The organism is Brevibacillus panacihumi (assembly GCF_003710985.1).
Classification (GTDB): domain Bacteria; phylum Bacillota; class Bacilli; order Brevibacillales; family Brevibacillaceae; genus Brevibacillus; species Brevibacillus panacihumi.
Window position 1 is genome coordinate 43,309 of the sequence record NZ_RHHT01000030.1, and the last position, 24,961, is coordinate 68,269.

Annotated in this window: 28 protein-coding genes and 1 riboswitch; of the genes, 26 read left to right on the plus strand and 2 right to left on the minus strand. The window is 52.4% G+C overall.

The genetic code is table 11. The features are described from left to right. Positions 1-15: 15 nt before the first annotated feature. Both EDM58_RS14690 and EDM58_RS14695 read left to right on the plus strand, forming a co-directional pair. Positions 16-195: a hypothetical protein gene (locus tag EDM58_RS14690; protein ID WP_183187516.1), complete on the plus strand. Its 180-nt coding sequence runs from the start codon at positions 16-18 to the stop codon at positions 193-195. 163 nt (positions 196-358) lie between these two features. Then, positions 359-718 carry a DUF805 domain-containing protein gene (locus EDM58_RS14695; RefSeq protein WP_122914012.1) on the plus strand — a complete coding sequence of 120 codons (360 nt, stop codon included), beginning with the start codon at positions 359-361 and terminating at the stop codon, positions 716-718. Positions 719-767: 49 nt separating this feature from the next. Here EDM58_RS14695 and EDM58_RS14700 read toward each other — a convergent pair whose 3' ends face one another. Then, the gene (locus EDM58_RS14700) at positions 768-1,709 is read right to left on the minus strand and encodes an ABC transporter permease (protein ID WP_122914013.1); all 942 of its coding nucleotides are present in this window, start codon (positions 1,707-1,709) and stop codon (positions 768-770) included. After that, positions 1,710-2,630: an ABC transporter ATP-binding protein gene (locus EDM58_RS14705; RefSeq protein WP_122914014.1), complete on the minus strand. Its 921-nt coding sequence runs from the start codon at positions 2,628-2,630 to the stop codon at positions 1,710-1,712. Between the two features lie 196 nt (positions 2,631-2,826). After that, a riboswitch (cobalamin riboswitch) is annotated at positions 2,827-3,009 on the plus strand. Positions 3,010-3,234: 225 nt separating this feature from the next. On the opposite strand from EDM58_RS14705, the gene EDM58_RS14710 reads away from it, so the two are divergent. The 24 genes from EDM58_RS14710 to EDM58_RS14825 all read left to right on the plus strand — a co-directional run bounded on the left by EDM58_RS14710 (position 3,235) and on the right by EDM58_RS14825 (position 24,840). Continuing rightward, on the plus strand, positions 3,235-3,609 hold the full coding sequence (locus tag EDM58_RS14710; protein WP_122914015.1) for a (2Fe-2S) ferredoxin domain-containing protein: 375 nt from the start codon (positions 3,235-3,237) through the stop codon (positions 3,607-3,609). 19 nt (positions 3,610-3,628) lie between these two features. Continuing rightward, the gene (locus EDM58_RS14715; protein WP_122914016.1) at positions 3,629-4,804 is read left to right on the plus strand and encodes an ABC transporter substrate-binding protein; all 1,176 of its coding nucleotides are present in this window, start codon (positions 3,629-3,631) and stop codon (positions 4,802-4,804) included. Between the two features lie 16 nt (positions 4,805-4,820). Beyond that, complete coding sequence (locus EDM58_RS14720; RefSeq protein WP_246000751.1) at positions 4,821-5,882, plus strand: FecCD family ABC transporter permease; 1,062 nt, start codon at positions 4,821-4,823, stop codon at positions 5,880-5,882. Positions 5,883-5,902: 20 nt separating this feature from the next. Continuing rightward, entirely contained in the window at positions 5,903-6,670 is a 768-nt protein-coding gene (locus tag EDM58_RS14725; protein WP_122914065.1) for a heme ABC transporter ATP-binding protein, read from the plus strand. Between the two features lie 18 nt (positions 6,671-6,688). Then, positions 6,689-7,546, plus strand: a complete 858-nt coding sequence (locus EDM58_RS14730; RefSeq protein WP_122914018.1) for a class I SAM-dependent methyltransferase — start codon at positions 6,689-6,691, stop codon at positions 7,544-7,546. Between the two features lie 101 nt (positions 7,547-7,647). Beyond that, a complete protein-coding gene (locus tag EDM58_RS14735; protein ID WP_122914019.1) occupies positions 7,648-8,196 on the plus strand; it encodes a methylated-DNA--[protein]-cysteine S-methyltransferase in 549 nt (182 codons plus the stop codon). Next, positions 8,189-8,902, plus strand: a complete 714-nt coding sequence (locus tag EDM58_RS14740; protein ID WP_122914020.1) for a 2OG-Fe(II) oxygenase — start codon at positions 8,189-8,191, stop codon at positions 8,900-8,902. The genes EDM58_RS14735 and EDM58_RS14740 overlap by 8 nt, the downstream gene beginning before the upstream one ends. Positions 8,903-8,995: 93 nt before the next feature. Continuing rightward, positions 8,996-10,186, plus strand: a complete 1,191-nt coding sequence (locus EDM58_RS14745) for a hypothetical protein (protein WP_122914021.1) — start codon at positions 8,996-8,998, stop codon at positions 10,184-10,186. Between the two features lie 174 nt (positions 10,187-10,360). After that, positions 10,361-12,112, plus strand: coding sequence for a SulP family inorganic anion transporter (locus tag EDM58_RS14750; protein ID WP_246000752.1), 1,752 nt, complete (start codon positions 10,361-10,363; stop codon positions 12,110-12,112). Beyond that, positions 12,109-12,465 carry an ArsR/SmtB family transcription factor gene (locus EDM58_RS14755; RefSeq protein WP_023555546.1) on the plus strand — a complete coding sequence of 119 codons (357 nt, stop codon included), beginning with the start codon at positions 12,109-12,111 and terminating at the stop codon, positions 12,463-12,465. Before EDM58_RS14750 ends, EDM58_RS14755 begins: the two co-directional genes overlap by 4 nt. A 290-nt stretch (positions 12,466-12,755) precedes the next feature. Continuing rightward, entirely contained in the window at positions 12,756-14,234 is a 1,479-nt protein-coding gene (locus EDM58_RS14760) for a 4-hydroxyphenylacetate 3-hydroxylase family protein (protein ID WP_122914023.1), read from the plus strand. 107 nt (positions 14,235-14,341) lie between these two features. Beyond that, positions 14,342-14,869: an FAD synthetase family protein gene (locus tag EDM58_RS14765; protein WP_023555548.1), complete on the plus strand. Its 528-nt coding sequence runs from the start codon at positions 14,342-14,344 to the stop codon at positions 14,867-14,869. Positions 14,870-14,895: 26 nt separating this feature from the next. Continuing rightward, positions 14,896-15,081: a 2-hydroxymuconate tautomerase gene (locus tag EDM58_RS14770; RefSeq protein ID WP_031306363.1), complete on the plus strand. Its 186-nt coding sequence runs from the start codon at positions 14,896-14,898 to the stop codon at positions 15,079-15,081. Positions 15,082-15,094: 13 nt separating this feature from the next. Then, positions 15,095-15,634, plus strand: coding sequence for a 3-hydroxyanthranilate 3,4-dioxygenase (locus EDM58_RS14775; RefSeq protein ID WP_023555550.1), 540 nt, complete (start codon positions 15,095-15,097; stop codon positions 15,632-15,634). Next, on the plus strand, positions 15,625-16,614 hold the full coding sequence (locus EDM58_RS14780) for an amidohydrolase family protein (protein WP_035316465.1): 990 nt from the start codon (positions 15,625-15,627) through the stop codon (positions 16,612-16,614). Before EDM58_RS14775 ends, EDM58_RS14780 begins: the two co-directional genes overlap by 10 nt. A 15-nt stretch (positions 16,615-16,629) precedes the next feature. Continuing rightward, on the plus strand, positions 16,630-17,091 hold the full coding sequence (locus tag EDM58_RS14785; RefSeq protein ID WP_122914024.1) for a RidA family protein: 462 nt from the start codon (positions 16,630-16,632) through the stop codon (positions 17,089-17,091). Between the two features lie 17 nt (positions 17,092-17,108). Then, positions 17,109-18,578: an aldehyde dehydrogenase gene (locus tag EDM58_RS14790; RefSeq protein WP_122914025.1), complete on the plus strand. Its 1,470-nt coding sequence runs from the start codon at positions 17,109-17,111 to the stop codon at positions 18,576-18,578. 73 nt (positions 18,579-18,651) lie between these two features. Next, positions 18,652-19,431, plus strand: coding sequence for a 2-keto-4-pentenoate hydratase (locus tag EDM58_RS14795; RefSeq protein ID WP_122914026.1), 780 nt, complete (start codon positions 18,652-18,654; stop codon positions 19,429-19,431). A 13-nt stretch (positions 19,432-19,444) separates the two neighbouring features. Further along, positions 19,445-20,323: an acetaldehyde dehydrogenase (acetylating) gene (locus EDM58_RS14800; protein ID WP_122914027.1), complete on the plus strand. Its 879-nt coding sequence runs from the start codon at positions 19,445-19,447 to the stop codon at positions 20,321-20,323. Positions 20,324-20,350: 27 nt separating this feature from the next. After that, positions 20,351-21,379, plus strand: a complete 1,029-nt coding sequence (gene dmpG / locus EDM58_RS14805) for a 4-hydroxy-2-oxovalerate aldolase (protein ID WP_023555556.1) — start codon at positions 20,351-20,353, stop codon at positions 21,377-21,379. Between the two features lie 5 nt (positions 21,380-21,384). Continuing rightward, the gene (locus EDM58_RS14810) at positions 21,385-22,173 is read left to right on the plus strand and encodes a 2-keto-4-pentenoate hydratase (RefSeq protein ID WP_122914028.1); all 789 of its coding nucleotides are present in this window, start codon (positions 21,385-21,387) and stop codon (positions 22,171-22,173) included. A gap of 27 nt (positions 22,174-22,200) precedes the next feature. After that, positions 22,201-22,626, plus strand: a complete 426-nt coding sequence (locus EDM58_RS14815) for an acyl-CoA thioesterase (RefSeq protein ID WP_023555558.1) — start codon at positions 22,201-22,203, stop codon at positions 22,624-22,626. A gap of 367 nt (positions 22,627-22,993) precedes the next feature. Next, entirely contained in the window at positions 22,994-24,184 is a 1,191-nt protein-coding gene (locus EDM58_RS14820; RefSeq protein WP_183187517.1) for a sensor histidine kinase, read from the plus strand. Positions 24,185-24,192: 8 nt separating this feature from the next. Beyond that, positions 24,193-24,840 carry a response regulator transcription factor gene (locus tag EDM58_RS14825; RefSeq protein ID WP_122914030.1) on the plus strand — a complete coding sequence of 216 codons (648 nt, stop codon included), beginning with the start codon at positions 24,193-24,195 and terminating at the stop codon, positions 24,838-24,840. The last annotated feature ends 121 nt before the right edge of the window (positions 24,841-24,961 follow it).

Genomic DNA, 24,961 nt, shown 5'->3' on the forward strand with positions numbered 1-24,961 from the left:
ATTCGGGAGGAGGGGATGGCATCGAGCAAGGAAAGCAGGCGGCAGGAAGTGGCGAAGGACCATAAGATCGTCTTGCCCAATCCAATGTATGGAGACTGGGAAAAGGCGATTGTGGAGAACAGGAAGAATCTGACTCAAGAGGAAACCAAAAAGATGAAAATTCGAGCGTTGTCAGAAGGGAAGATTGAGGAATAGCCTGTCTTAGGTCATCCCCAAAACCGTTACTATTGACCTAATTGGAAAATGATTCCATGGAACCAAATAGGGAAAACCTAACTGTTCACGGTTTTTTTTCCTGAAGCTTGGTGATATGATATTTTAGTGTATTGGATTTCCCGCAAGAATGGAGGTGTTTTTCATGCAATGGTATTTGAAGGTTCTGAAGGATTACGTGGCATTTACAGGTAGAGCCAGACGTAAAGAATACTGGATGTTCATCTTGTTCAACTTCATCGTGTCCATCGTGCTTTCCCTCGTGGAAAATATGATTGGAATTACCCAGGTATTAACCGGAATTTATTCATTAGCTGTTTTGTTGCCTAGCTTAGGTGTAACAGTTCGTCGACTGCACGATACAGGGAGAAGCGGCTGGTGGATTCTCATCGGTTTGATCCCGCTGATCGGTACGATTGTTCTGATCGTATTTATGTGCCAAGATAGCCAAGAGGACAACAAGTACGGAGCCAATCCAAAGGCTGCCGGAAATGCTTTCGTCTAATGGGCATCAAGCCTCCCCCTTTTGCAGGGTGGAGGCTTTTTCATTTTCTTTACCTGACCACATCGCGCTTGGTAAATACGGTCCATGTCGTAAGGATGAAAGCAAGAAAGTAGATACTCAGGACAATGAGCGAAAATGGAAGCGTCATTCCTTCGATCAAGGGAGAACCCTCCATGTACATCGACAAGGAAGTATTGGCGAACAGGGTATACTTGATCCAGTCGTATTTGACAGCCAATAAGCTGGTTGTCATTCCGCCCAATAGGAGAAGCAGCATCGTAATGCCAATCGCCAGCGAGGCGCTTCGGAAGACGCTGGAAATCATAAACGAGATCGTTGCCACAAACAACAACTCGACCGAATTCAAAAGATACGCAGAGAATAGATGAAGAGCCATGTTTCCTTCTTGAACGTTGCCCTGGGCATCTGTGAACAGATAGGGAGTATCCCAATAAGCAAAATCATGGAAAAGTCCTTTGCAGGCAAAGGTTGCAGCAAACAGCATCACGAGCAGAAGCAGTGCAAACTGCAGGACGCTCACATATTTGGCCAGCAGGATTTTGGCCCGGCTGTGAGGCTTCACGAGAAGGGATTTGATCGTACCCCAGGCAAATTCATTCGCTACGATGCCTCCCGCTGCGAAAATCACGAACAGGCTGACGAGTGGAATCAAGGAGCTCCCTTCCTTCGTAAAGCTCCAGGGCGTGTACTCGAGCGGGACGATGCCGTGAGCTAAGGCGTATTCCTTTATTTTTATGTGATTTTCCATTTGCTTGACGACTTGGGGATTCGGCTCGTTTAGGATGCCGGCTTTCATCTGCTCGATGTCTCGCTCGACATGTGACCGCCATTGGGATACGTCTGGTGGAGGAGCGTCGTATTGGCTCACCACTCCGATGAGAGCAACGGTCAGCAGAAGGAGCGTCATCATAAGCCAGGTGCCGAATTTGGAATACAGCTTCATGTTTTCATTGCGCAGCAGTTTGTACACTTAGTGAACCCCCGTCATTTCCAAGAATTTATCCTCCAATGTCTGCGTCAACATCTTCACTTCATAGATGCTGATCTGTGCATGTGCGAGTGCAAAGACTACAGACGGTATCTGTTCTTTGGAGAGCTTTACTGTCAGTGTCTGATTGTGAATGGTGCATGAGATGTCCAATGGAGTTTGCGTCAATAGCGCATAGGCTTCCTGTGGCTGGTCAACATCCAGAACGACGGTCACGTTCGATGTATCTGTATGCATCATAGCCTCCAAGGACTTTACATCGACCAATCTCCCCTCCCGCAGAACGGCAATTTCGTCGCACATCAGCTCCATCTCCGAGAGCAGGTGGCTGGAGACAATCACAGCCGTGCCTTCCACATCCGCCAATCTTCGCAAATGATCGCGAAGCTCCCGAATCCCGGCAGGGTCCAATCCGTTCGTCGGTTCATCCAGAATCAGGACAGAGGGGCGATGGAGCAATGCCTGGGCGATTCCAAGCCGCTGCTTCATCCCTAGCGAATAGGTCTTCACCTTTTGATGGATGTGCTTCTCCAATCCGACCAGCGCGACTACTTCTTTCATCCTCTTGCGATTCACGCCAGGGAGCATATTGGCCGCGTGGATCAGATTCTTCCAACCCGACATATAATTGTACATTTCCGGATTCTCGACAATTGCGCCGACGTGTTGAATCGCTTTTTCAAACTCGTGCTTCACGTTGGCTCCGTGGATCGTGATATGACCGCCAGTGATGGAAGTCAAGCCCACCATCATGCGGATCAGGGTGGTTTTTCCGGCTCCGTTTGGTCCCAGCAAGCCAATTACTTTTCCTCTCGGAATATCGAGGCTGATCGTATGAATAATGGTTTTCAGACCGATTTTTTTCGTAACATCCCGCAATTGAACGACTGTGTCCTGGTTCATTGTCTCCTCCATTTTTGTGCGGACCGTGCAGCACTGCTTACCGGTCTTGCTGATGCCCTTTCTTCGTCATTTTAGCTGGCAAAAAAAGAGGGGGTAACGACCCGCAGATCGAATCCGGCTCCGTCTCGGGATGGAGATGTATCAACAATGAAGGATTTTCCAAACATATAGGGAATTGTAGCTGAGTGCGAAATTTTATACGGATGCTGCTAGGTGCCCTTGCGAGAGCGAGGGGTAACAGGGAATCGGGTGAAAATCCCGAGCGGTCCCGCCACTGTAAAGGTGAGTTCTCTTTCGATGATGCCACTCGGTTTGCCGGGGAAGGCGAAAGAGCACGATGAACCGAAGCCAGGAGACCTACCTAGTTTGTCACACCCAAAGTGCCTTCGCGGAAAGGAGAGGTGGATGAAGCGTGGAAAGAATGCCTTTTTGTGTCTATTTCATGTGAATCATCTGCGTTGACCCCGTCCGGTATGGCGGGGTCTTTTTGTATACATTCGTGTCGTGGAGGAGTTGACATGGAAAAAAGCAACAGCTATCCTTAAAACGTAATGATTACGATTTATGAAGCCGCAATAAGATGTATAGAGGGAGTGGAGAGAGAATGACAACCTGGAATCTGTCTGGAACCCAGCAGCATGTATTCATCTGCAATGGGGGGAGCTGCATGAAGCGTGGCGGAGAGGAGGTAACACAAGCGATCCGCGATGCCATCCGGGAGAACGAAGCCGATCATTTGATACATACGACGCGGACCCGGTGCAACGGACGCTGTGAGAATGCATGCGTCGTCATGATCTACCCGCTCGGCGTCTGGTACAAGGATGTGACGCCTGACCTGGCGCAGCAAATCATCACGCAGCATGTACGAGAAGGACAGCCGTTGCAAGAAAATCTCCTCTATACGTATCAGAATGGTTTCGTACCTGCACAAGACGTTTCTGTGGGGATTTCCAAGAAAACAGGCAAGAAGGAATAAAATCGGGGAGAGAACCGAGATGACAATCACAAAACAGAGAAGAACAATCACAATACCGTGGTTGATCGCCATATTCGCAATCCTGCTGCTCACGGGCTGCGCTTCTGCGCCCAGCTCTGAGCCTGAACAGCCATCATCGCCGCCGAATCAGGCGTCGCCTGCCACCGAAACCCACGAACCCGAAGTCCTGACGTTTACGGACACGGCAGGCAAAGAAATCACCCTGCCTCTGCCAATCGAGCGGGCGGTCGTGCTCAATCGTAATACGGCGGAAGCCATCACCTTGCTGGGGGCAAAAGATGCCATTCTGGCGACAGGCGATACGACGATCAAAAACAACCCCTATTTGGAATTGGCGGGCAAGCCGGACGTGGGCGAGACCAAACAGGTCAATCTGGAGCTGATCTTGAGCTTGAAGCCGCAAGTTGTGTTTGCATATACCAACCGGCCGGATCAGACGCTGGAGGAAAAGCTGGAGCCTGCGGGGATCAAGGTCGTCCGCATCAATAATTACTTGCCGGAGCAGATGGACGAGGAGCTTCGCCTGCTGGGGAAATTGTTCCGCAAAACCGACAAGGCAGAACAATTCCTTAAGTGGAAGCATTCCATCGAGCAGCTTTTGGCAGATCGCGTGGCAGGCTTGAAGGAGGAAGAAAAGAAAAGCGTCTTGGCACTATCCGCAGGTTTTCTCAATACGAACGGCGGCTATCGCATTTTTCCCAGTCAGTCGATAGGCGGAAAACCGGGAGTGGGAGAAGGCTACGCCACGATCCTGGCGGGCGGAAAGGATGCTGCGGATCTGGAGTGGAACCCGGCCGAGTCATCGACCACGATCATGGTGGACGAGGAGTACGTGCTGAAACGCAACCCGGATGTGATTACCCTGCATGGCACCTGGCTGGGCGGATACGAGACGGAAGATGCCAAGCCGTTTGAAGAAACGCTGGACAATATCATGAAAACGACCTCCGTTTCCCGGCTCAAGGCAGGGCAAACCCGGGATATCTACTTCTTCTACACCAATTTTGTAGGGTCGGACAAGCGTTATATCGGCACGCTGCAGCTGGCGAAATATTTGTATCCGGACTTGTTCCAGGACGTCGACCCTGAGCAATATGCGCGAGAGTATTATGAAAAGTGGTTGAATGTCCCGTACAAAGGGATATGGACCTATTCCTATAAAGATGCAAAGTAAAGAGAGGAGCGTCCGCGTGCCGATCGAAGGGAAGGTCATGGCCCTGTATCAGGGGAGTGTCCGAAGAAAGCTGCTTTTGCTCGGCGCAACCATGCTGCTCCTGATCGCCTCGACACTGTATGCGATCAGTCGGGGCGCGGTAGAGGTGCCGCTGTACGATCTGCTTAAGATCTTATTCGGTCAGAGCTCGGATGAGATGCTTACCTACATTGTCTATGAAGTGCGGCTTCCACGGATCGTCATGGCGATCGTGACGGGAATCTCGCTCTCGTGCGCCGGAGTGATCATGCAGGCCTTGCTGCGCAACCCGCTGGCAGATCCGTTTACTTTGGGGGTATCCAGCGGTGCGGCTTTTGGCGCGGCCTTGGCGATTGTAGCCGGGGCAAGCGTGTTTGGGATCAATCTGGTCCAGTCGGGGCATTGGATGATTGCGCTCAATGCCTTTGTCTTTGGCTGTCTGGCTGTCCTTGTCGTATACGGCATTGCGAGACTAAAAAACAGTTCTACCACCGTGCTTTTGCTGGCAGGAGTGGCGATTGGCCAATTATTCTCGGCGGGAGTCTCCGGCTTGAAGTACTTTTCCGACAACGAAGCATTAAAGGATCTGGTCGTGTGGCTCATGGGCGGCTTCTGGGGAGCGAAATGGCAGGTCCTGCAGATTTTGATCCCGCTGCTGGTCGTATCATTGGCAATTTTGATCAAGTACGCCTGGGATCTGAACGCGCTCAGCGCCGGCGAAGAAGTGGCGCGGACGTTAGGGGTAAAAGTAAAACGCATCCGCTGGGTCTGCCTGCTCATCGTCACGCTGATGGCCTCCACGACGATTGCATTTACCGGGATTATCGGCTTTATCGGGCTGGTTGCGCCGCACATCAGTCGGATCATCATCGGCACGGACACCCGTTTTCTGCTGCCCTGCTCCTGTCTTGTCGGAGCTTTGCTGCTGCTGCTGTCTGATACCGCAGCCCGCATGCTGCTGTCTCCGGTCGAAATACCCGTGGGAATCATTACCGCGCTGTTTGGCGCTCCGTTTTTCGTCTATCTGCTCGTGAAAAAGCGCCGGGATTACTGGGCATGAGGGGGGATGATCACGTGTATATGCAGGTTACGGGCTTATCCGTGCAATTCGGGGACAAGACCATTTTACAGGATATCGTGATGAGCATGTCCCGCGGTGAAGTCGTCAGCATCATCGGTCCGAACGGCGCAGGGAAAACGACGCTGCTCAAGAGCCTTGCTTCGATCCTCCCTCCGGCCAGAGGAACGGTGTGGCTCGACGGGCGGGATGTCCGCTCGTTTGCGGCGAATGAGCTGGCGAAAAAACAGGGCTATGTCCCGCAGCACTCGTCCTTCGGCTTCCCTCTGACCGTGATGGAGACCATTCTTTTGGGACGAAAACCGTATATCAAATGGGGCATCACGGCAAAAGACATGCGAGTCGTAGCCGACATCATGGACAAGCTGCAGCTTACGGAGATGAGCGAACGGTTTCTCGATGAATTGAGCGGCGGTGAAAGGCAGAAGGTGCTCATTGCACGCGCGCTGGCCCAGGAGCCGCAGGTGCTGCTGCTGGACGAACCCACCTCCGCTCTGGACATCCGGCATCAGCTGGAGGTGCTGGAGCTGGTTCGGGAATTGGCCCAACAGCAGCAGGTGCTGGTCATCCTGATTCTGCACGACCTGGAGCTGGCTGCCAGATACTCGGATTGCATCTATCTATTGCAGGACGGCAAAATTTTTGCATCCGGCAGACCGGAGGAAGTATGTACACCTTCCCATCTCGAGCAGGTATACGGTGTACAGGTCGAGATCGAATCAGGCAGCTACGGGTTGAAAATGACCGCCGTTCGTCCTGTCAGCAGATAAAGAAAGGGGAGAAACCATATGTACCATGGAGTAAGGTTGTCGCTGGATTCCAAATCGCGCTGGCTCGAAGGAATGAAGAATTGGGAAGGCATACTTCCGCCGCGCATGACGGACGACGCGCTGGAAGAGAAGTTCTGGAACCAATTTTTGCAGGAAAAATCGAACCGTCCCGAACCTGATGCTTATGTGGCTGACATCTGCGGGGAGCTGGTTGCTTTGATTCAACCCGAAGATGAAGTGCTGGAAATAGGGCCGGGGTGGGGGAATTATACGTTTGCCGCAGCCAGCAAAGCGAAGTCCCTAACCTGCGTGGACAGTTCCGCCAGCGTGCTTGATTACCTGGCGAAGGAAGCCCAGGCAAAAGGCTTGTCCAACATGAGCTTTGTCCATGCCAAATGGGAAGAATACGAATCTCCCAAGACGTATGATGTGGTGTTTGGAGTGAATTGCTATTACCGGATGCAGGAGATCGACCAGGCATTGCTTCATATGAACAATACCGCCCGACGTCTCGCGGTGGTCGGCTTGACCAGCGGACCGGAAAAGCCGCATTACTGGGAGATTTACGAGAAGCTCGGATATCGCATCCGCTTTGCCAGAAGAGATTATATTCATATCACCAATCTGCTGTACGAGCTGGGGATAGACGTGAACTGCAAGATTCTCGATCTTCAGCAGACGCATCGGTACGACTCCGAGGAAGAGTTTGTCGATCATAATCTTCGGGCGATAATGGAGGCCGAGTACGACAGGGAGAAAGCAGAAGCGATTTTGCGCAAGTACCTGGTGTGGATCGACGGCAAGCCTGCGTATATACATCGATTTAAGGCAGCTTTGTTGTATTGGAAGCCGGAGCGAAAAATTTTTCCTTCATAATCTTGATCATCCATTCAAAAATGCGTACAGACGACAGTCATCGAGGGTATACTTTCCGTGGAATGGGAAACGAAATGAATCCGCCATGGAGGTTACGCTTGATGAAAAAGAAACCTGTGTCCACGATATTCTGGACGCTGCTGTCAGTGGAGGACTGGAGCCTCTACATCGCAGCGACTTCAAAAGGACTCTGCTATGTCGGCTCTCCCAATCAGCCCGTAGACGAGATGGTTGCCTGGGTGAAACAGCACTTTCCGTCCAGCGAGCTTGTACAGGACGATGAGGCCATGCGACCGTATGCGACAGAGCTTCGCGAGTATTTCCAAGGCTTGCGCAACAGCTTTACAATCCCGTTGGATTGGCACGGCACTCCTTTCCAGCGAGAGGTGTGGAACGCGCTTTGCGAGATTCCGTACGGGGAGACCCGGTCTTACACAGAGATCGCCGAACGAATCGACAAAAAAGCGGCGGTACGAGCAGTAGGCGCGGCAATCGGGGCCAATCCGCTGCTCATCACCGTCCCATGCCATCGGGTCATCGGAAAAAACGGCTCTCTCACCGGGTACCGTGGCGGCCTGGAGATGAAAAAGAAGCTGCTGCAGGGGGAGCAGGAGTTTTCCCGGGAGGAAAGGAGCCGGCAACATGCCTGATCGACTGGCGACAAAAATGGCTGCTTGGGATTGGGACACGCTGCAACAAACACTGGATGAACAGGGATTTGCCAAAATTCCCTCCCTATTGGACCAGGAGCAATGCGCCGATTTGATCCGGGGTTATGAGGAGCCTGCCCTTTTTCGCGCTACCATCGATATGGCAAGGTATCGCTTCGGCGTGGGCGAGTATCGCTACTATCAGTCTCCATTGCCCGACATTCTGCAAAACCTTCGCGAGAGCCTGTATCCGGAGCTGGCAAAAACAGCCAATCGCTGGCGTGCGCAGCTTGGGCAGGAAGCGGTCTACCCGTCCGCATTGTCCGCCTTTTTGGAGCATTGCCGCCAGCAAGGGCAGACACGTTCTACCCCGTTGATCTTGAGATACGAAGCTGGCGGCTACAACTGTTTGCATCAGGATCTGTACGGCGACGTCTATTTTCCCTTCCAGGTCGTGTTTGCCCTCAATCAAAAGGGAGACGATTATACCGGAGGCGAGTTTCTTCTCGTCGAGCAGCGCCCCCGAATGCAAAGTAGGGGCCACGTGATTACACTGGAGAGAGGGGAAGGGCTTGTCTTTCCCACAAATCACCGGCCTGTGCAGGGAACGCGCGGCTTCTACAAGGCCACGCTTCGTCACGGCGTCAGCACGGTCACATCCGGGCTTCGCTACACGTTGGGAATCATTTTTCACGATGCCAAGTGAAATCAGCTGTAATATTTATGAAGGCAGTCCGTCAAAACTGATAGAGAGTCATAGTGGAAGGCTCATCCCAACCAACTGAGGGAGTGATCAACAATGAAGATTCGATTTGCGGGAGCATGGGCAGCCATTCTTACTCTCGTTTTGAGTTTGCTGGTGGGAGGGTGCCAGACGAGCACGGAGGAAAGCCAAGGCCGTGACGTACAGACGACGCAACCAGTTCCAGCCCCGAGTACCGAACCCCCGCAACAAACGGATAATCAAACGCCTTCATCAGAAGAGACACAGCCTGACCAAAAGAAAGTTACAGCGGTTCGACTAGCCGACTTTTCCACGGGCTGGGTCGGTGGAGAAGGCTGGATTGCCAGGACAGAGGATGCCGGGAAGAGCTGGCAGGTGCAGCAGCGGGTAGATGGCACCGTCAGCCAATTGTTTGCGCTCAACTCACAGGAAGCATGGGCTGCCGTTTCCGCGGATGAGACAACAGCCGGGGAACGTCTGCTGCTTCATACGACCAACGGCGGGAAAGATTGGACTTCTGCCGGGAAAGTGCCGGGCAATGGTTTTTTCCACTTCGTATCCCCAGAGGAGGCGTTTAGCGGCAATTGGCGGACGACGGACGGCGGAAAGACGTGGAGCAAGCTGCCGATTCCGGAGCATGTCATAGGAGAGGCGTATTTTCACGATAAGCAAAATGGGTGGGCAGTCACCCAGGAACAGAAGACCGCTCAGGTGAAGCGAACCGTCGACGGAGGCAAGACCTGGAAAACAGTGATGTCCCGTGAAGTGGTAGAACCGCCTGTGAATGCCATCATCCGTTCAGCAGGGCCAGAAGATGCCTGGGTTGAATGGATTGGCGGTACGGGGATGACACAAACCTCATACTCGCTGTTTCATACGGCAAATGGCGGCGGGGATTGGCAGGTCGTAATCGCGAAGTCCTCTGCAGGAGGAGGTCCCGCTCCCGGTTTCCCGGCAGATTATCGCGAGGGACCTTCGCTTGGCGGGTCGAGTCCGGGTCCTTTTTACGTCGTGGACACGAAGGTTGCCTTCCTAGGGGAACAATGCATGGCCTGCGATGTGCCCAATACGATCGGCTGGACGAAGGACGGCGGGAAGACGCTGGGAAAATCGGACCAGAAGTTCAGCGGCTTCGGCCCGATGCTCTTGGCCTTTGCTGACGCCCAAAAAGGCTGGCTGATTACAACTGATGCGAGCGAGCCTTCTGTAATGTACACGACTTTGGACGGCGGCAAGCAATGGACGAAGGTACACGAGTTTCGATAATTTATTAGGTAGAGAAAAAAGCGTTCGTAATGGAGAGAAAGCGCCATCTCCATTGCGGGCGCTTTTTCATTTTCGGGTGCTTTCGGTGATTGACAATCTTCAACATTCATGCATTATATTACGTATATTCGAAAAATCAAATATTCAATAATACTAAAGGAGAAGGGATGCTTTGTGAAGACAGCATGGGGGAGATTCTCGGGGTATTCGTTCCAATCGTTGCGAGAGGACTTGCTGGCAGGCCTGATCGTAGGGATTGTGGCGATTCCGCTTTCCATGGCTTTTGCGATTGCGTCAGGAGTCAAACCGGAGTACGGCATTTATTCTTCTATTATTGCTGGTATTTTCATCTCTCTTTTTGGCGGGTCCCGCTTTCAGATCGGCGGGCCAACGGGTGCATTCATCCCGATCCTGCTCGGCATCGTCATGGTCTACGGATACGAAAACCTGTTGATTGCCGGATTCATGGCGGGTATCATCCTGGTGTTGATGGGCGTTTTTCGCCTGGGCTCCCTGATCAAATTTATCCCTCGCCCCGTCACAGTCGGCTTTACCTCCGGGATCGCCGTGATCATCGCTTCGGGGCAGATCGGCAATTTTCTCGGCCTTTCCGGCATGGAGAGACACGAGGATTTTCTCTCCAGCATGGCAGAGGTCATCTCCCATCTGAATACGTTGAATGTCTACAGCGTCGGTACCGCTTTGCTCTCTCTTGTACTGATATTGGCTACTCCCAGGCTTCTGCCACGCATTCCAGGACCATTAGCCGGGCTGATCGTGGCCAGCGTCGTGGCCAATCTATTTTACCCCGGGCAGGTGGCGACGATTGGCTCCACTTTCGGAGAGATTGCCAGCGGCTTGCCCGCTCTTCGTTGGCCGTCGATTTCATGGGAAAGCATGGTGAATATGCTGCAGCCAGCGCTGGTCATTGCGCTGCTTGGCGGTATCGAATCATTGCTTTCGGCGGTTGTGGCGGACCGGATGACCGGAAGCAAGCACGACAGCAATCGCGAGCTTATCGGGCAAGGAATCGCCAATATCGCGGCTCCACTGGTCGGAGGCATACCGGTGACAGGGGCGATTGCACGGACTGCTACGAATATTCGCAACGGTGCCGCATCGCCAGTAGCAGGCATTGTCCACGCCCTGGTCGTTTTGGCCGTCCTGCTCTTGTTTGCTCCGTACGCTTCCCGCATTCCCATCGCCAGCATGGCTCCGGTGTTGATGGTAGTCGCTTGGAACATGAGTGAACGAAAAGAGTTTCTTTCGCTGCTCAGGACCAGGACAAGTGACACCGTCATTCTGCTGGCAACCTTTTTGTTGACCGTATTTGTCAATCTGACTGTAGCGGTGGAAGCAGGGCTGGCGTTGGCGATCCTTCAGTTTATATGGAAGATGAGCAATTCGGTCAAGGTGACCAAGGTGCTCCCGGATCATGAAGACAGAAGCAACAAAGTGAGAGCGCATGTCGTGTCAGAGCTGCACGATTGTCCGCAATTTCGGATTTGTACGGTAGAAGGCCCGCTGTTTTTTGGCGCTGCGAAAATATTTGGCAGCTTGGTCCTAGACACGCTCCCGCACACCCAAAGGACCCTCCTGCTGCGGATGGGCAAAGTACCTTATCTGGATACGACGGCGGAGCAAAATCTGGCGGACATAGTGGAGCATGTCCATAGAAGCGGCGGGATAGTGCTCGTCTCGGGCATCCAGGCGCAACCGCGCGATATGCTGCAAAAAACAGGATTATACAGGATGATTGGCGAACAACATTTCTTTGAACATACAGGCGAAGCGATTGATTTTGCCCTGACCAAACTTGAAAATAAGAAGTGTATTGGATGTAAACATTTCGCATTTCAGGAATGTGCTCTTCTGTCCAATCCGACCAAACCGCTTCTTACCAACTCAAAAGGAGGAGACGGATGAATTTAGAACTTCAACAGTTTAAGGCTGACTTTTTCAAGGCCCTGGCTCACCCCTTGCGCATACGGATTCTAGAACTGCTCGCAGAAGGAGACAAAAATGTAAATGAGCTGCAGTCGCTGATCGGCACTGAGGGCTCCGCCGTCTCGCAGCAACTGAGCATTCTTCGGGCAAAAAATATCGTGTACGGAACCAAAGACGGCAACAAGGTGCTTTACGCGCTGCGCGAGCCGTTGATTGTGGATCTGCTGCAAATCGCCCGGCAGATTTTTAACAACCATTTGATTGATGCGATTTCCATGCTGGATAAATTCAATGACGAGAACGGCAATGACAGCGAATCTTCGGGGAAGTAATCCTGAATGAGTGTAGACCTGTCCTCTCGTTCCAGTGAGAAGACCGCCTGGCCTTGAAGGCTCAAGGGCGGTTTTTTGCTATTGGGAAAGTTTCGACAGTTTCATTTCTTATTCAACAAAACGTTAACTACAATACAATAAGCATTTTGCATGGCGTTTATAATGCAACTAAGAGCGGAACACACGCAAACGAAGTAAAGCGAAAAGGCGGGTGACAAGCACAGGGTAAATATTCGTAATCTTTTAAAAACAACAACGACAAGCATGACAGGAAAAAGGAGGCTTTCTTAATGGGTATTCGCACAGGCGCTCAGTATATCGAAGCGGTAAAATCCCGCCAGCCGGAAGTATGGATGTCGGGACGCAAAATCACCAATGTTTTCGAGGAGCCAGTATTCAAACGTCCGATTCTTGAAATGGCCAATCTGTATGACATGCAGCATGACCCCAAGTACCAGGATCAAATCACGCACATCTGTGAGGAGACAGGGGAGCGCGTCAACAACGCTTTCCTCGTACCAAGAAACTACGAAGATCTGCAAAAGCGCAGAGCGGTGTTCGAGGTTTTCGCAAGAGCGACATTCGGTCTGATGGGCAGAACGCCGGACTTCCTGAACGTCGTGGTTACATCGATGTACAGCAATGCGGACTTCCTCGACAAGTACAACCCTGACTGGGCGGTAAATATCAAAAATTACTATCGCTATATCCGCGATAACGACCTGTTCCTGACGCACGCCATCATCAATCCGCAGAACGACCGCAGCAAGAGCTCCCATGAACAGAACGACATGTTCACTCACCTGGGTGCCGTCAAGGAAACGCCGGAAGGGTTGGTCGTACGCGGCGCGAAAATGCTGGCTACGCTGGCGCCGATCACAGACGAGGTCATCATTTATTCGTTCCCTGGCTTCAAGCCTGGAGATGAGCGCTATGCTCTCGCCTTCGCGCTTCCGATCGATACGCCGGGACTGCGCATGCTGTGCCGCGAACCGATGCAGGACGGCACACGTCCGCTGTTCGACCACCCGCTGGCTTCCCGCTTTGAAGAGATGGATGCCGTCTTGGTCTTCGATGATGTACTCGTTCCTTGGGATCGCGTATTCCTGTACAACAACGTAGAAGCAGCCAACCTGCTCTATCCGAAGACAGGCATCGCGCAGCAGCCTGCTCACCAATCCGGTGTGCGCGGACTGATCAAGCTCCAGTTCGCCGCAGAAGTGGCTTGCCGGGTAGCCGATTCCATCGGTGTAGATGTCTTCCTGAACGTTCAGGACCAGCTCGGGGAGCTGATCCAGTCCGTCGAAACCATTCGGGCTCTTCTGCGAGTGGCAGAGCACGAGTTCGAGACCTTGCCGTCTGGCGAAGTGATGCCAGGGGGAGTATCGCTGGAGACGATCCGCGGCTTGATGCCGACCGTGTATCCACGAGCGATCGAAGTCATTCAGATCATCGGCGCGGGCGGCCTGCTGATGTCGCCGACTGGTGCGGACTTCGCAGCTCCAGAGATTGCGGGGGATATGGAAAGGTACTACCTGGGCCGTGAAGGCATTTCCGCCGAACAGCGCGTGAAAATTTTCAAGCTGGCTTGGGATCTGTGCGGAGAGGCATTCGGACAGCGCCTGCTCCAGTACGAGCGCTACTACACAGGCGATCCGATCCGCAAGAGAGCGATTTTCTACAACCAATTCAAACGCAACAACACGTTCAGCCTGGTCGATGAGGCACTCAACCTGCCTGATTTTGTAAAAGACAAAACGACGGTTTAATACTTTCTGTAAAAAAGAACGGAAGCGGTTTCAATCCATGCGACCGTTCTGCCGGGGAGGGCAGACTATTGCCTCTCCCGGCGAGATGATTGCTGGAGGGAGACACGATGGAGACGCATACAGAGGGAACGCTGACATTATCCGGCTCCGTCATCGCCATTGGCGCGTTTGATGGTGTGCATAAAGGCCATCAGGAAGTCATACGTCAAACCGTCAGGCGAAGCCGGATGCTGGGGGTGCCCAGTCTGGTCTATACCTTCGATCCCCCTCCGCGCCATTATTTCTCGGGTGCGCAGATTCTGACGCCCATAGAGGAAAAAGTATCGCGCATCGCCATGCTTGGCGTCGATCATGTGGTGGTCGCCCGTTTTGACGAGAGCTATACCAAGCGCAGCGCGTCCTCCTTTGTGACGGAGTTGGCGCGGCTTCATCCACTGTGCATCCACGTTGGCAACGATTTTCAATTCGGTCAAAACAGAGAGGGAAATGTCGAGCTTTTGGCCCGTCATTTTCCCGTCCAGATCATAGAGCCTGTCCACTGTCCCGATGGCAAGACGATCTCATCTACACGCATCCGTCACTTGCTTTCCCAGGGGGAGACGCAGAAGACATTATCTCTTTTGGGGTGGCAGTGAACATTTTTCACGGAAGAGGGATTCTCATGCCGATCATAGAGATTCGCATTTTAGAAGGAAGATCTGATGAAGACAAGGAGCGGCTCATCCAGAACGTGACCCATGCGGTCGAACAGTCGCTGGGCGCTCCGCTGCAGAGCATCCGTGTGTTGATTCATGAACTGCCGCACAAGCATTGGGCTGTAGGCGGCAAGACCAAGGATAAACAATAAGGAGTGATTGGATATGGCAAGCAAATTCATGCCGATTAACCTGTGGAAATTTATCGAGGAAAACAAGGATCAGCTCAAACCGCCTGTCAACAACAAAGTGATCTGGAAGGATGCCGAACTGATGGTGATGGTGCTCGGCGGACCGAACAAACGCCGTGACTTCCACGTAGACCCGTCTGAGGAGGTCTTTTACCAGTTGAAAGGCGATTGCTACGTCGAAGTGATCAACGACGAAGGCAAGCGTGAAGTCGTCACTGTCAAGGAAGGGGAAATGTTCCTCTTGCCAGCCAATGTGCCGCATTCTCCTCACCGCGTGGCAGACACGATCGGCCTTGTAATCGAGCGCGACCGTGCAGAAGGGGAACTGGAAGACTTCGTATGGTTCTGCGACAAGTGCGACCATGAGATGCACCGCGTGACCGTACAGTTGACCAACATCGAGGTACAGGTTAAAGAAGCGATCGCCGGATTCAATGGAAGTGAAGAGCTGCGCACTTGCAAAAATTGCGGATATGTAATGCCGGAAGAAGCGAGTGAGTGGAAATGCGAGTAGACTTTCATACCCACATCATACCGGAGGACTTCCCCAACTTTGTGGAAAAGTTTTCGGGGGAGCGTTGGCCCGTCATGCAGCGCACATGCACATGTGGAGCCAACATCATGGTCGGCGGAAAAGTCTTTCGTGAAATCACCGACCAGTGTTGGGACCCAGCCAGACGCATCTCCGATATGGAGCGGGAACATGTAGACGTACAGGTGCTGTCGCCGATTCCCGTAACCTTTTCCTACTGGGCGCCGCCTGAGCAAGCTGCATTGATGGCGCAAATCCAGAACGATTTCATCGCGCAGACGGTCAAGGAAAATCCGAAGAAGTTCATCGGTCTTGGAACTGTGCCGCTGCAGGATACGGAATTTGCCATCCGCGAAATGGAACGCTGCATGAACGAGCTGGACATGAAGGGGATTGAGATCGGCACCAACGTCAACGGCAAGAACCTGGATGATCCTTCTCTGATCGAGTTTTTCGCTGCGGCAGAAAAAATGAACGTGCCGCTCTTCGTCCACCCATGGGAGACATTGGGCAAGGACCGGATTACCCGCCACAACCTGATGTACACCGTTGGGATGCCTAGCGAAACAGCGTTGGCAGCCGCCAGCCTGATTCTGGGCGGTGTGATGGAGAAATATCCGAATCTGAAAATCTGCTTCGCGCATGGCGGCGGATCATTCCCGTACATTTTGCCGCGTCTCGACAAAGGGTGGAAGGTTTGGCCGCACTTGCGTCTGATCGACAAGCCGCCGAGCCATTACGCCAAAAGCTTTTACTTCGACTCCTTGGTCAACGATCCGAAAATCGTGCAGTTCCTGGTCGATTCCTTCGGCCATGAAAAAATCCTGATGGGTTCGGACTATCCGTTCCTGTTGCGCGAGATTCCTCCAGGCAATGACGTGGAGAATACCGTTTCGCTGACGGATGAGCAGAAGAAAGCCATCATGGGAGAAAACGCTCTTCGCTTCTTAAATATGAAATAAAAGGTGAATCGACATATGGCTAATCAAGCAATGACTCCAGAGGAAAAACTGGCGGAGCTGGGCTATACACTGCCCCAGCCCCGACAAGCAGTAGGCACCTATGTGGGTTGCGTGCGCGTCGGCAACCTTTTGTTTACGGCAGGACAAGGAACGGATGAATACCGCGGCAGCCTGGGCAAGGATGTCACGATTGAAGTCGGTTACGCCGCTGCTCGCCAATGCATGCTCAACCTGCTCGCTGTCGTCAAGCAGGAGGTAGGCGAGCTGAGCAAGGTAAAGCGCATCGTCAAGCTGCTCGGCTTCGTAAACAGCGAGCCGGATTTTACCGATCAGCCCAAAGTGATGAACGGCGCTTCCGACTTGCTGGTAGCCGTCTTCGGGGAAAAGGGCAGACATGGCCGCTCCGCAGTCGGCATGGCGCAATTGCCGCTCAACAATGCGGTGGAAGTGGAAATGATCGTGGAGATTGAGGATTAATCGGAAGGGGGATTCACGTGAACAAGGTCGCACAGGACTACACCAAATCAGTCAAGGATGCCAAACTTTTCATAAACGGAGAATACATCGATGCCATCTCAGGGGAAACCTTTGATACGATCGATCCCGCTACAAACCAAAAGCTGGCGAACGTAGCCAACGCCGGTGTGGAGGATGTCGAGAAGGCAATCCATGTCGCCCAGCGCACCTTCGAGAGCGGCGTCTGGAGTGAAATGTCCGTAGATGATCGCTGCAAGATCTTGTGCAAAATGTCCGATCTGGTCATGGAGCGGGTAGAAGAGCTGGCAGTCGTGGAAACCCTGGACGTCGGCAAGCCGATCAAGGAAAGCCGGGGCTTTGACATTCCCCGTGCGGCATCCAATCTGCGCTTTTTTGCCGAAATGGCGAAATACGTACACCATGAGCACTACGAGCAAGCCAAGCATATGTCCTATACCAAATACGCTCCTGCAGGCGTGACCAGCCTGATCATCCCGTGGAATCTTCCCTTCATGCAAATGACGTGGAAGGCGTCTGCGGCTCTGGCAGCGGGCAACTCCGTGATCGTCAAGCCGGCATCCTATACGCCGTTGTCTGCGGTGATGCTGGGTGAAATCGCCAATGAAGCAGGACTTCCTCCGGGAGTTCTGAATATTATCACAGGACCGGGCGGTAGCGTGGGTACAGCGATGACGACCCATCCGTATGTACGCAGGGTGTCCTTCGTAGGCGAGACTACGACAGGCAAAACGGTCATGAAAAATGCTTCGGAGAACCTGATCCCGGTATCCCTGGAGCTGGGCGGCAAGTCTGCCAACATCGTGTTTGATGACGCGGACCTGGACGAAGCGGTAAAAGGCTCGATCGAGGCCATTTTCCGCAATCAGGGCGAGATTTGCCTGGCTGGTTCCCGTCTGCTCGTACAGGAGAGCGTATACGATCTGTTCCTGGAGAAGTTCACGGCTGCTGTGAAGAAGATCAAGGTTGGCAATCCGCTGGATGAAGAGACAGACATGGGGGCGCTCGTCTCCAAGAGCCATCTCGAAACCGTCGACAACTACGTGCAAATCGGCTTGTCCGAAGGCGCGAAGCTGGCGATCGGCGGCAAACGGATTCCGGAGCTTGGCGCAGGGAACTTCTACGAGCCGACCGTGCTGTACGATGTAGACAACAAAATGAGAGTGGCGCAGGAAGAGATCTTTGGCCCTGTCCTGGTCGTCATTCCATTCAAAACAGAAGAAGATGCGATTCGCATCGCCAACGATTCGATTTACGGCTTGGCAGGGGTGGTCTGGACCAACAACCTGCAGCGCGCCCACCGCGTGGCTGCGAAGATCAACTCCGGTCTCTTGTGGATCAATTGCTGGTATTACCGCGATTTGCGCACCCCGTTTGGCGGCTCCAAAGCCAGCGGCGTAGGACGCGAAGGCGGACGACACAGCTTTGAGTTTTATACAGAAGCGAAAACCATAACTTTAAAGTTATAAGTTGTTGACGCGATAAAGAGTGGCTGATGAGTCACTCTTTATGGCATCTAGATACAGGGAAGGAGCAAATGGAATGAAACAAGTCATTGATGTGATTGCCACAGAATTGCTGGAAGCAGAACGCAGCCGGCTCCCGATCGCTCCCATCACGGAACGCTACGCGGATCTCGATGTGACAGACGCTTATGAAATCCAATTGGAGGTCACGCGCAGAAAGCTGGCGGAAGGTCGTACGGTCATCGGCAAAAAGGTCGGCCTGACCAGTGTCGCGATGCAAAAAATGCTGGGCGTCGACGAGCCGGATTACGGACACCTGCTCGATGATATGCGGGTGGAAGACGGCGATACGGTCGATACGAGTGAAATGCTGCGTCCGCGTGTGGAAGCGGAGATCGGTTTTGTGCTGAGCCAGGATCTGGTCGGACCCAATGTGACTTATCTGGATGTTCTGATGGCTACGAAGTATCTGGTACCGACTATCGAGATCATTGACAGCCGAATCGCTGACTGGAAGATCAAGCTGATCGATACCGTCGCGGACAACGGTTCTTCCGCGAAGGTCGTGGTCGGCAAGAAGATCAGCGCCATCGACGGCATCGACATCGGCAGCGTCGGCATGTCCTTTTATAAAAATGACGAGTTGATCGCCACAGGCGCCGGAGCAGCGGCACTGGGACATCCCGCCCATGCGGTGGCGTGGCTGGCGAATAAACTGCATGAGTTCGGCATTCAATTGAAAGCAGGAGAGCTGATTCTGCCTGGCGCATTGTCGGCAGCGGTCAATGTGGAGCCAGGCGACAACATCGTCGCGCAGTTTGGATCTCTGGGCTCCGTCTCCGTCAAGTTTAAATAGAGGAGGAAGGACTATGGGTAAAGTAAAAGCCGCTATCATCGGCTCAGGGAATATTGGCACAGACCTGATGTATAAATTGGAGCGCAGCGATGTCATCGAACTGACTGCGATGATCGGGATCGATCCCGAATCAGATGGTTTGAAGCGTGCGGAGGAGCGAGGCTACAAGGTCTTTTCCAACGGCATCCAGGCTATCGAGGAAAATCCGGACATCGCGGAGATTTTCTTCGATGCCACTTCCGCCAAAGCGCATGTGCGTCATGCAAAAGTATTGAAGGAGCTGGGCAAGCTGGCGATTGACCTGACTCCTGCTGCGCGCGGACCGTTTTTCTGCCCGGCGATCAACCCGGGCTCCAATCTGAGTGAAAAGAACGTGAACATGATCACATGCGGTGGACAGGCGACCATTCCGATTGTCTATGCCGTCAATCGTGTAGCAGATGTCTCCTATGCGGAAATCGTGGCGACCATCTCCAGCAAAAGTGCGGGGCCGGGAACACGGGCGAACATCGACGAATTCACGATTACGACGAAACGCGGCATCGAAGAGGTAGGCGGCGCGGATCAAGGCAAGGCGATCATCATCCTGAATCCGGCAGAACCTCCGATCCTGATGCGCGACACCATCTACTGCGAAGTGAAGAACATGGATGAAGAGAAGATCAGGCAGTCGATTGCGGACATGGTTGAGACGGTGAAGCAATACGTGCCTGGCTATCGGATGAAGCAGGAGCCGATTTTTGATGAAAATCGCGTCACCGTTTTCCTGGAGGTAGAGGGAGCGGGCGATTACTTCCCCAATTATGCCGGGAATCTGGATATTATGACGGCGGCAGCGACGCGCGTGGCGGAGGATTACGCTCGTCACATGCTGAGCCAGCCCAGCAAGTAATCCGTAGAGAGGGAGAGTGGAACACGTATGAAACGCAAAAGCGACAAGCCTATCAAAATCACGGAAGTGTGTCTGCGCGACGGAAGCCACGTGGTTGCGCATCAATATACGGAAGAACAAGTTCGCAATGTGACCCGGGCGCTCGATGATGCCGGCATGCACTACATCGAGGTAAGCCATGGGGATGGACTTGGTGGTTCAACCTTGCAATACGGACGCTCGCTCGTGGACGAGATGAAGCTGATCGAGGCAGCAGCACAGGAGTGCAAGCGCTCCAAGCTGGCCGTTCTGGTTCTTCCGGGCATCGGGACTGCTGCCGAATTGAAGCAGGCACGCGGTTTGGGCGCAAGTCTGGTTCGCGTGGCGACGCATGTCACGGAAGCGGACGTTTCGGCGCAGCACATCAGCATTGCGCGCGAGCTGGGCATGGAGACAGTAGGCTTTTTGATGATGGCGCATATGGCTCCTGTGGAGAAGCTGGTGGAGCAAGCCAAGCTGATGGAGAGCTACGGAGCAGAAGCGGTCTACGTGACGGATTCGGCTGGAGCGCTCCTGCCGCATGAGGTTCGCGAGCGCATCAGTGCCCTGCGCGAATCGCTGGATATCGAGATCGGCTTCCATGCCCACAACAACCTGTCTGTAGCGGTTGCCAACACGCTGGTGGCGATTGAGGAAGGCGCGACAAGGATCGACGGAAGCGTGCGCTGCCTGGGTGCCGGTGCAGGGAATACCCAGACAGAGGTATTGCTGGCAGTCCTTGACCGGATGGGCGTCAATCTGGGAATCGACATCTACAAAATGATGGATGCCGCAGAGAATGTCGTTGGACCTTTGCTGCCGCGTCCGCAGGATATTAATCGGGGAAGTCTGGTTCTCGGCTATGCAGGCGTCTATTCCAGCTTCCTGCTTCACGCAGAGCGTGCTGGCAAACGCTACAACGTAGACCCGCGCGATATATTGATCGAGCTGGGCAAGCGCAAAGTCGTCGGCGGACAGGAAGACATGATTCTGGACGTAGCGGCTGAAATGAGCAAAGCACAAAGGTTAGGGGTGTAAGAGAGATGGCATACACGCAAGCGAAGGATCTGGAAATCGTCGAGTATTTGCTGTCCGCGGAAAAGGAATGTCGGGAAGTCGTCAAGGTGACGGACCAATACCCCGATCTGACTATCGAACAAGCCTATGCGATCCAGGAGAAGCTGATTGCCCGCAAAGAGCAGGAGGGAGCCAGACGGATCGGAATCAAGCTTGGTCTGACAAGCAAAGCCAAGCAGCAGATGATGGGTGTTCACGAAGCCATTTACGGCTATCTGACGCATGACATGCTGGCGTTGGAGTGGGAAGGAATCGAGGTTTCCAAGCTGATTCACCCAAAAGCTGAGCCTGAGATTGCCTTTTTCATGGGCGAAGATCTGCAAGGTACCAACGTAACGGCACTGGATGTCTTGCAAGCGACGCAATACGTCGCGCCAGCCATTGAGATCATCGACAGCCGCTACCTGAACTTCAAGTTCACGCTGGTCGATGTCGTCGCGGACAACTGCTCCTCGTCCAGATTCGTCATCGGCAACAAATGGCTCTCCCCGGCTGGCCTGGATCTCGGGAACCTCGGGATGACCATGTACAAAAACGGTTCGGTCAGCCAGGTAGGTTCCAGCTCTGCAGTCCTGGGGCATCCAGCGACGTCTATCGCGTGGGCGGTCAACAAGCTGGGTGCAGAAGGCAAAGGGCTGAAAAAAGGCGATGTCGTGCTAAGCGGCGCGATTTCTGAAGCGATCGCATTCGAAGCCGGCGATACCATCCAGGTGCAATTTGCCGAACTGGGAAGCGTCTCCTTTACCGGCAAGTAGGAAGAGACGAGGAGGCAGGGGAAGCGCATGGTCCAAAATACGGTTCATCTAAAAGTCCATTGGGGCGATACCGATATGGCCGGCATCATCTACTATCCGACGTACATGAAGTGGTTTGATATCGGCATGCTGACGCTGGTCAATGAAATGGGCGTATCAGTATTGGATTTGTTCCATAACGAAAAAATCGGCTTGCCGCTCCTGGATGCAGGAGTTACATGCCGCAAGCCGCTCTTGTACAACGATGACGTCCGCGTCGTCTCCCGCGTCACCGAAGTCAAAAACAAAACCTTCCGCCTGGAGCATGAGGTCTACCGCGGCGACGAGCTGGTCGCCAATGGCCACGAGGTGCGCGGTTGGGTGCAGTTCGATGACAAAGGCAACTTGAAGGCCGTGCCGATCCCGGATGACGTGCGAGAGTTGTTTTTGCAAGAGAAGGTATTGTCTACGTAATTAGATCCCCCCGAACAGTCAAAGATGGCTGGAGGGGGGATTTTTTTGGTAGACATGCAAGTGTCTACTTATGGGATCCCATGAAAAAAATTATGATGAATGGAGGTAGGATTCGCAACCTAGGAAGGAGTAGTTGACGGGACATCGGAATAATCGTAGATTCATCATTTTTTATTGGCGAATGAACATGTATACTTTCCATAATGACCACGTACAGAGGCGGGTATCCATGTTCTTCTTCATGTTTTTTCTTATGTTTGTCAGTCTGACATCAGTAAGTATCTATTTGTGGGTGAACCATCGGAGAAACCGTCTGATTTATTGGGCGTCTCTCGTCATCCTGTGCGCCGGTTTGGCAGGATTGCAGATGTTTCTTGAAAAAAGCTGGGTTCCTTATGCAACCGAACAGGCGCTGAATGTGAATATAATTCGGGCATCCACGATCGTGACATCCCTTTTGAACATGTTCATAAATACGTTTCCTTACTACGGCATGCTGCTGTTTTATCTGATCTATAACGGCATATATACCTATCAAAAGTGGATCCCAATCCTCGCAAGCATCCCGCCGGTATTGACCTTGCTCTTCTATACAGATCTCACGGCAAACCGCGTCGATAATGGATTTGTAGCTGCATGGGGGCTCTGCTATGTATGCCTTATCGCTTCACTGGCTATTCGCCCCATTATACAGGCGAACGATTTCAAAGAGCGGGTCAATCACGCTTCGATTGCGATTGTCTTTCTTGTTCCGCTGATCACTTTGAATATCTATCATTTCTCTTCTTCTCCCGTAAGCGATCAACTGATGACGATGATCCCGTATATCTGTATCACGAGTTTATTGCTCATCACGATTTTTTATTTGCGGGATGCTTTTTTGGGAGTAAGACGTAAATCGATTCATACCGTGCACGTAGGGACAGGATTAATCCACCATTCCCTAAAAAATTCGATCGGAAAGATTAAATTGAACGCATTGAATATTCGCAAAAATGTGCAGGCGGGGCAGTACCAGAAAATAGAGGCTTATGTGGAGAATTTATTGCATACACACGAATCGATGATGGCGATGATGGCCAAAGTCTCTTATGCTACGAGTGACAAACTGGGTCCCAAGCAGGAAATGCAGGATATCTCCGTCATTTTGGACGAAGTTTTGGAATCTGTAGAAGCCCTTCCTAAAATTCGAGTCGAGAAGCAATACGGCCCCACATTCTTGTTGCTCGATAGGGTCCTTATAGCTGAGTGCCTTCAAAATATTTGCAACAATGCTGTGGAAGCGATGCGGGAAAACGGATCTCTTCACATTGCCCTCGAAAAGCGAGCCCAAAAGGTACTGCTTACCATACGCGACACGGGACACGGAATGAACAGCATACAATTGCAAAACATTTTCGAACCCTTCTATTCTACGAAGCATCGAAGTGGTAAACATTTCGGCCTCGGCATGTATCAGGTGAAGAAGGTGATCGAAGCCCACAGGGGCAAGGTGGAAGTCAGAAGTACACCCAACAAGGGAACGGTCATTGTCCTTACATTTCCATCAAAAGGTTGAGAAAAACGATGAGCAAAATAAAAGTACTTTATGTGGAAGACGATCCGGATTGGAGAGAAGGACTTCGAAGTTTTTTCCTCGGTGACGAGAAAATAGCACTGTACGCTTGTGTATCTACGGTTGAGGAGTGCTTTACAATGCTTCGTGATGACCCAGCCGATATTGTCGTCATGGATATCATGCTTGGTGATCAGAAAGCTTCCGGTCTTGACGCAACGCTTGACATTTCGACCCAGTATCCTCAGATAAAAGTGATTATGTTAAGTTCGCTGGACGACAACGATGAGATTTTTAATGAAGCCTTTATGAATGGAGCCTATGATTATCTCTATAAAAACGAATTCGATAGGCTGCCCGAAGTCATTTGTGCCGCTATGCACAACCAGCATTCCAAATACGGCGAACGATTGAGAAAGCTGGTCCAGGAAAAAAAGAAAAGCCTGTTAAGCGAAGGAGATCGTCAACTGCTTGGCATGATCTACGCCGGCATGACACAGACTGATATAGCGAAGGAGCTTCATGTAAGCCTGGCCGCAGTGAAGAAGCATGTGGGTAGAATGATGAAGAAATTCAATTGGGAAAGGTCCAGCAGCGAATTGGCTGATAAATGCCAAAAGTGGGGGCTGCTTGAGGAGCTTAGGAACGAAAAAGAATGAAAACCGTTTTTTCTCTTGCGAAAAGCCAGAGTTAAGACGGTTTTTCCTTTTATATGGCAATGGTAGACAAAAAACTGTCTACTTACTGTCGACACGATGTGCATGGTATCCTCCTTTCTAA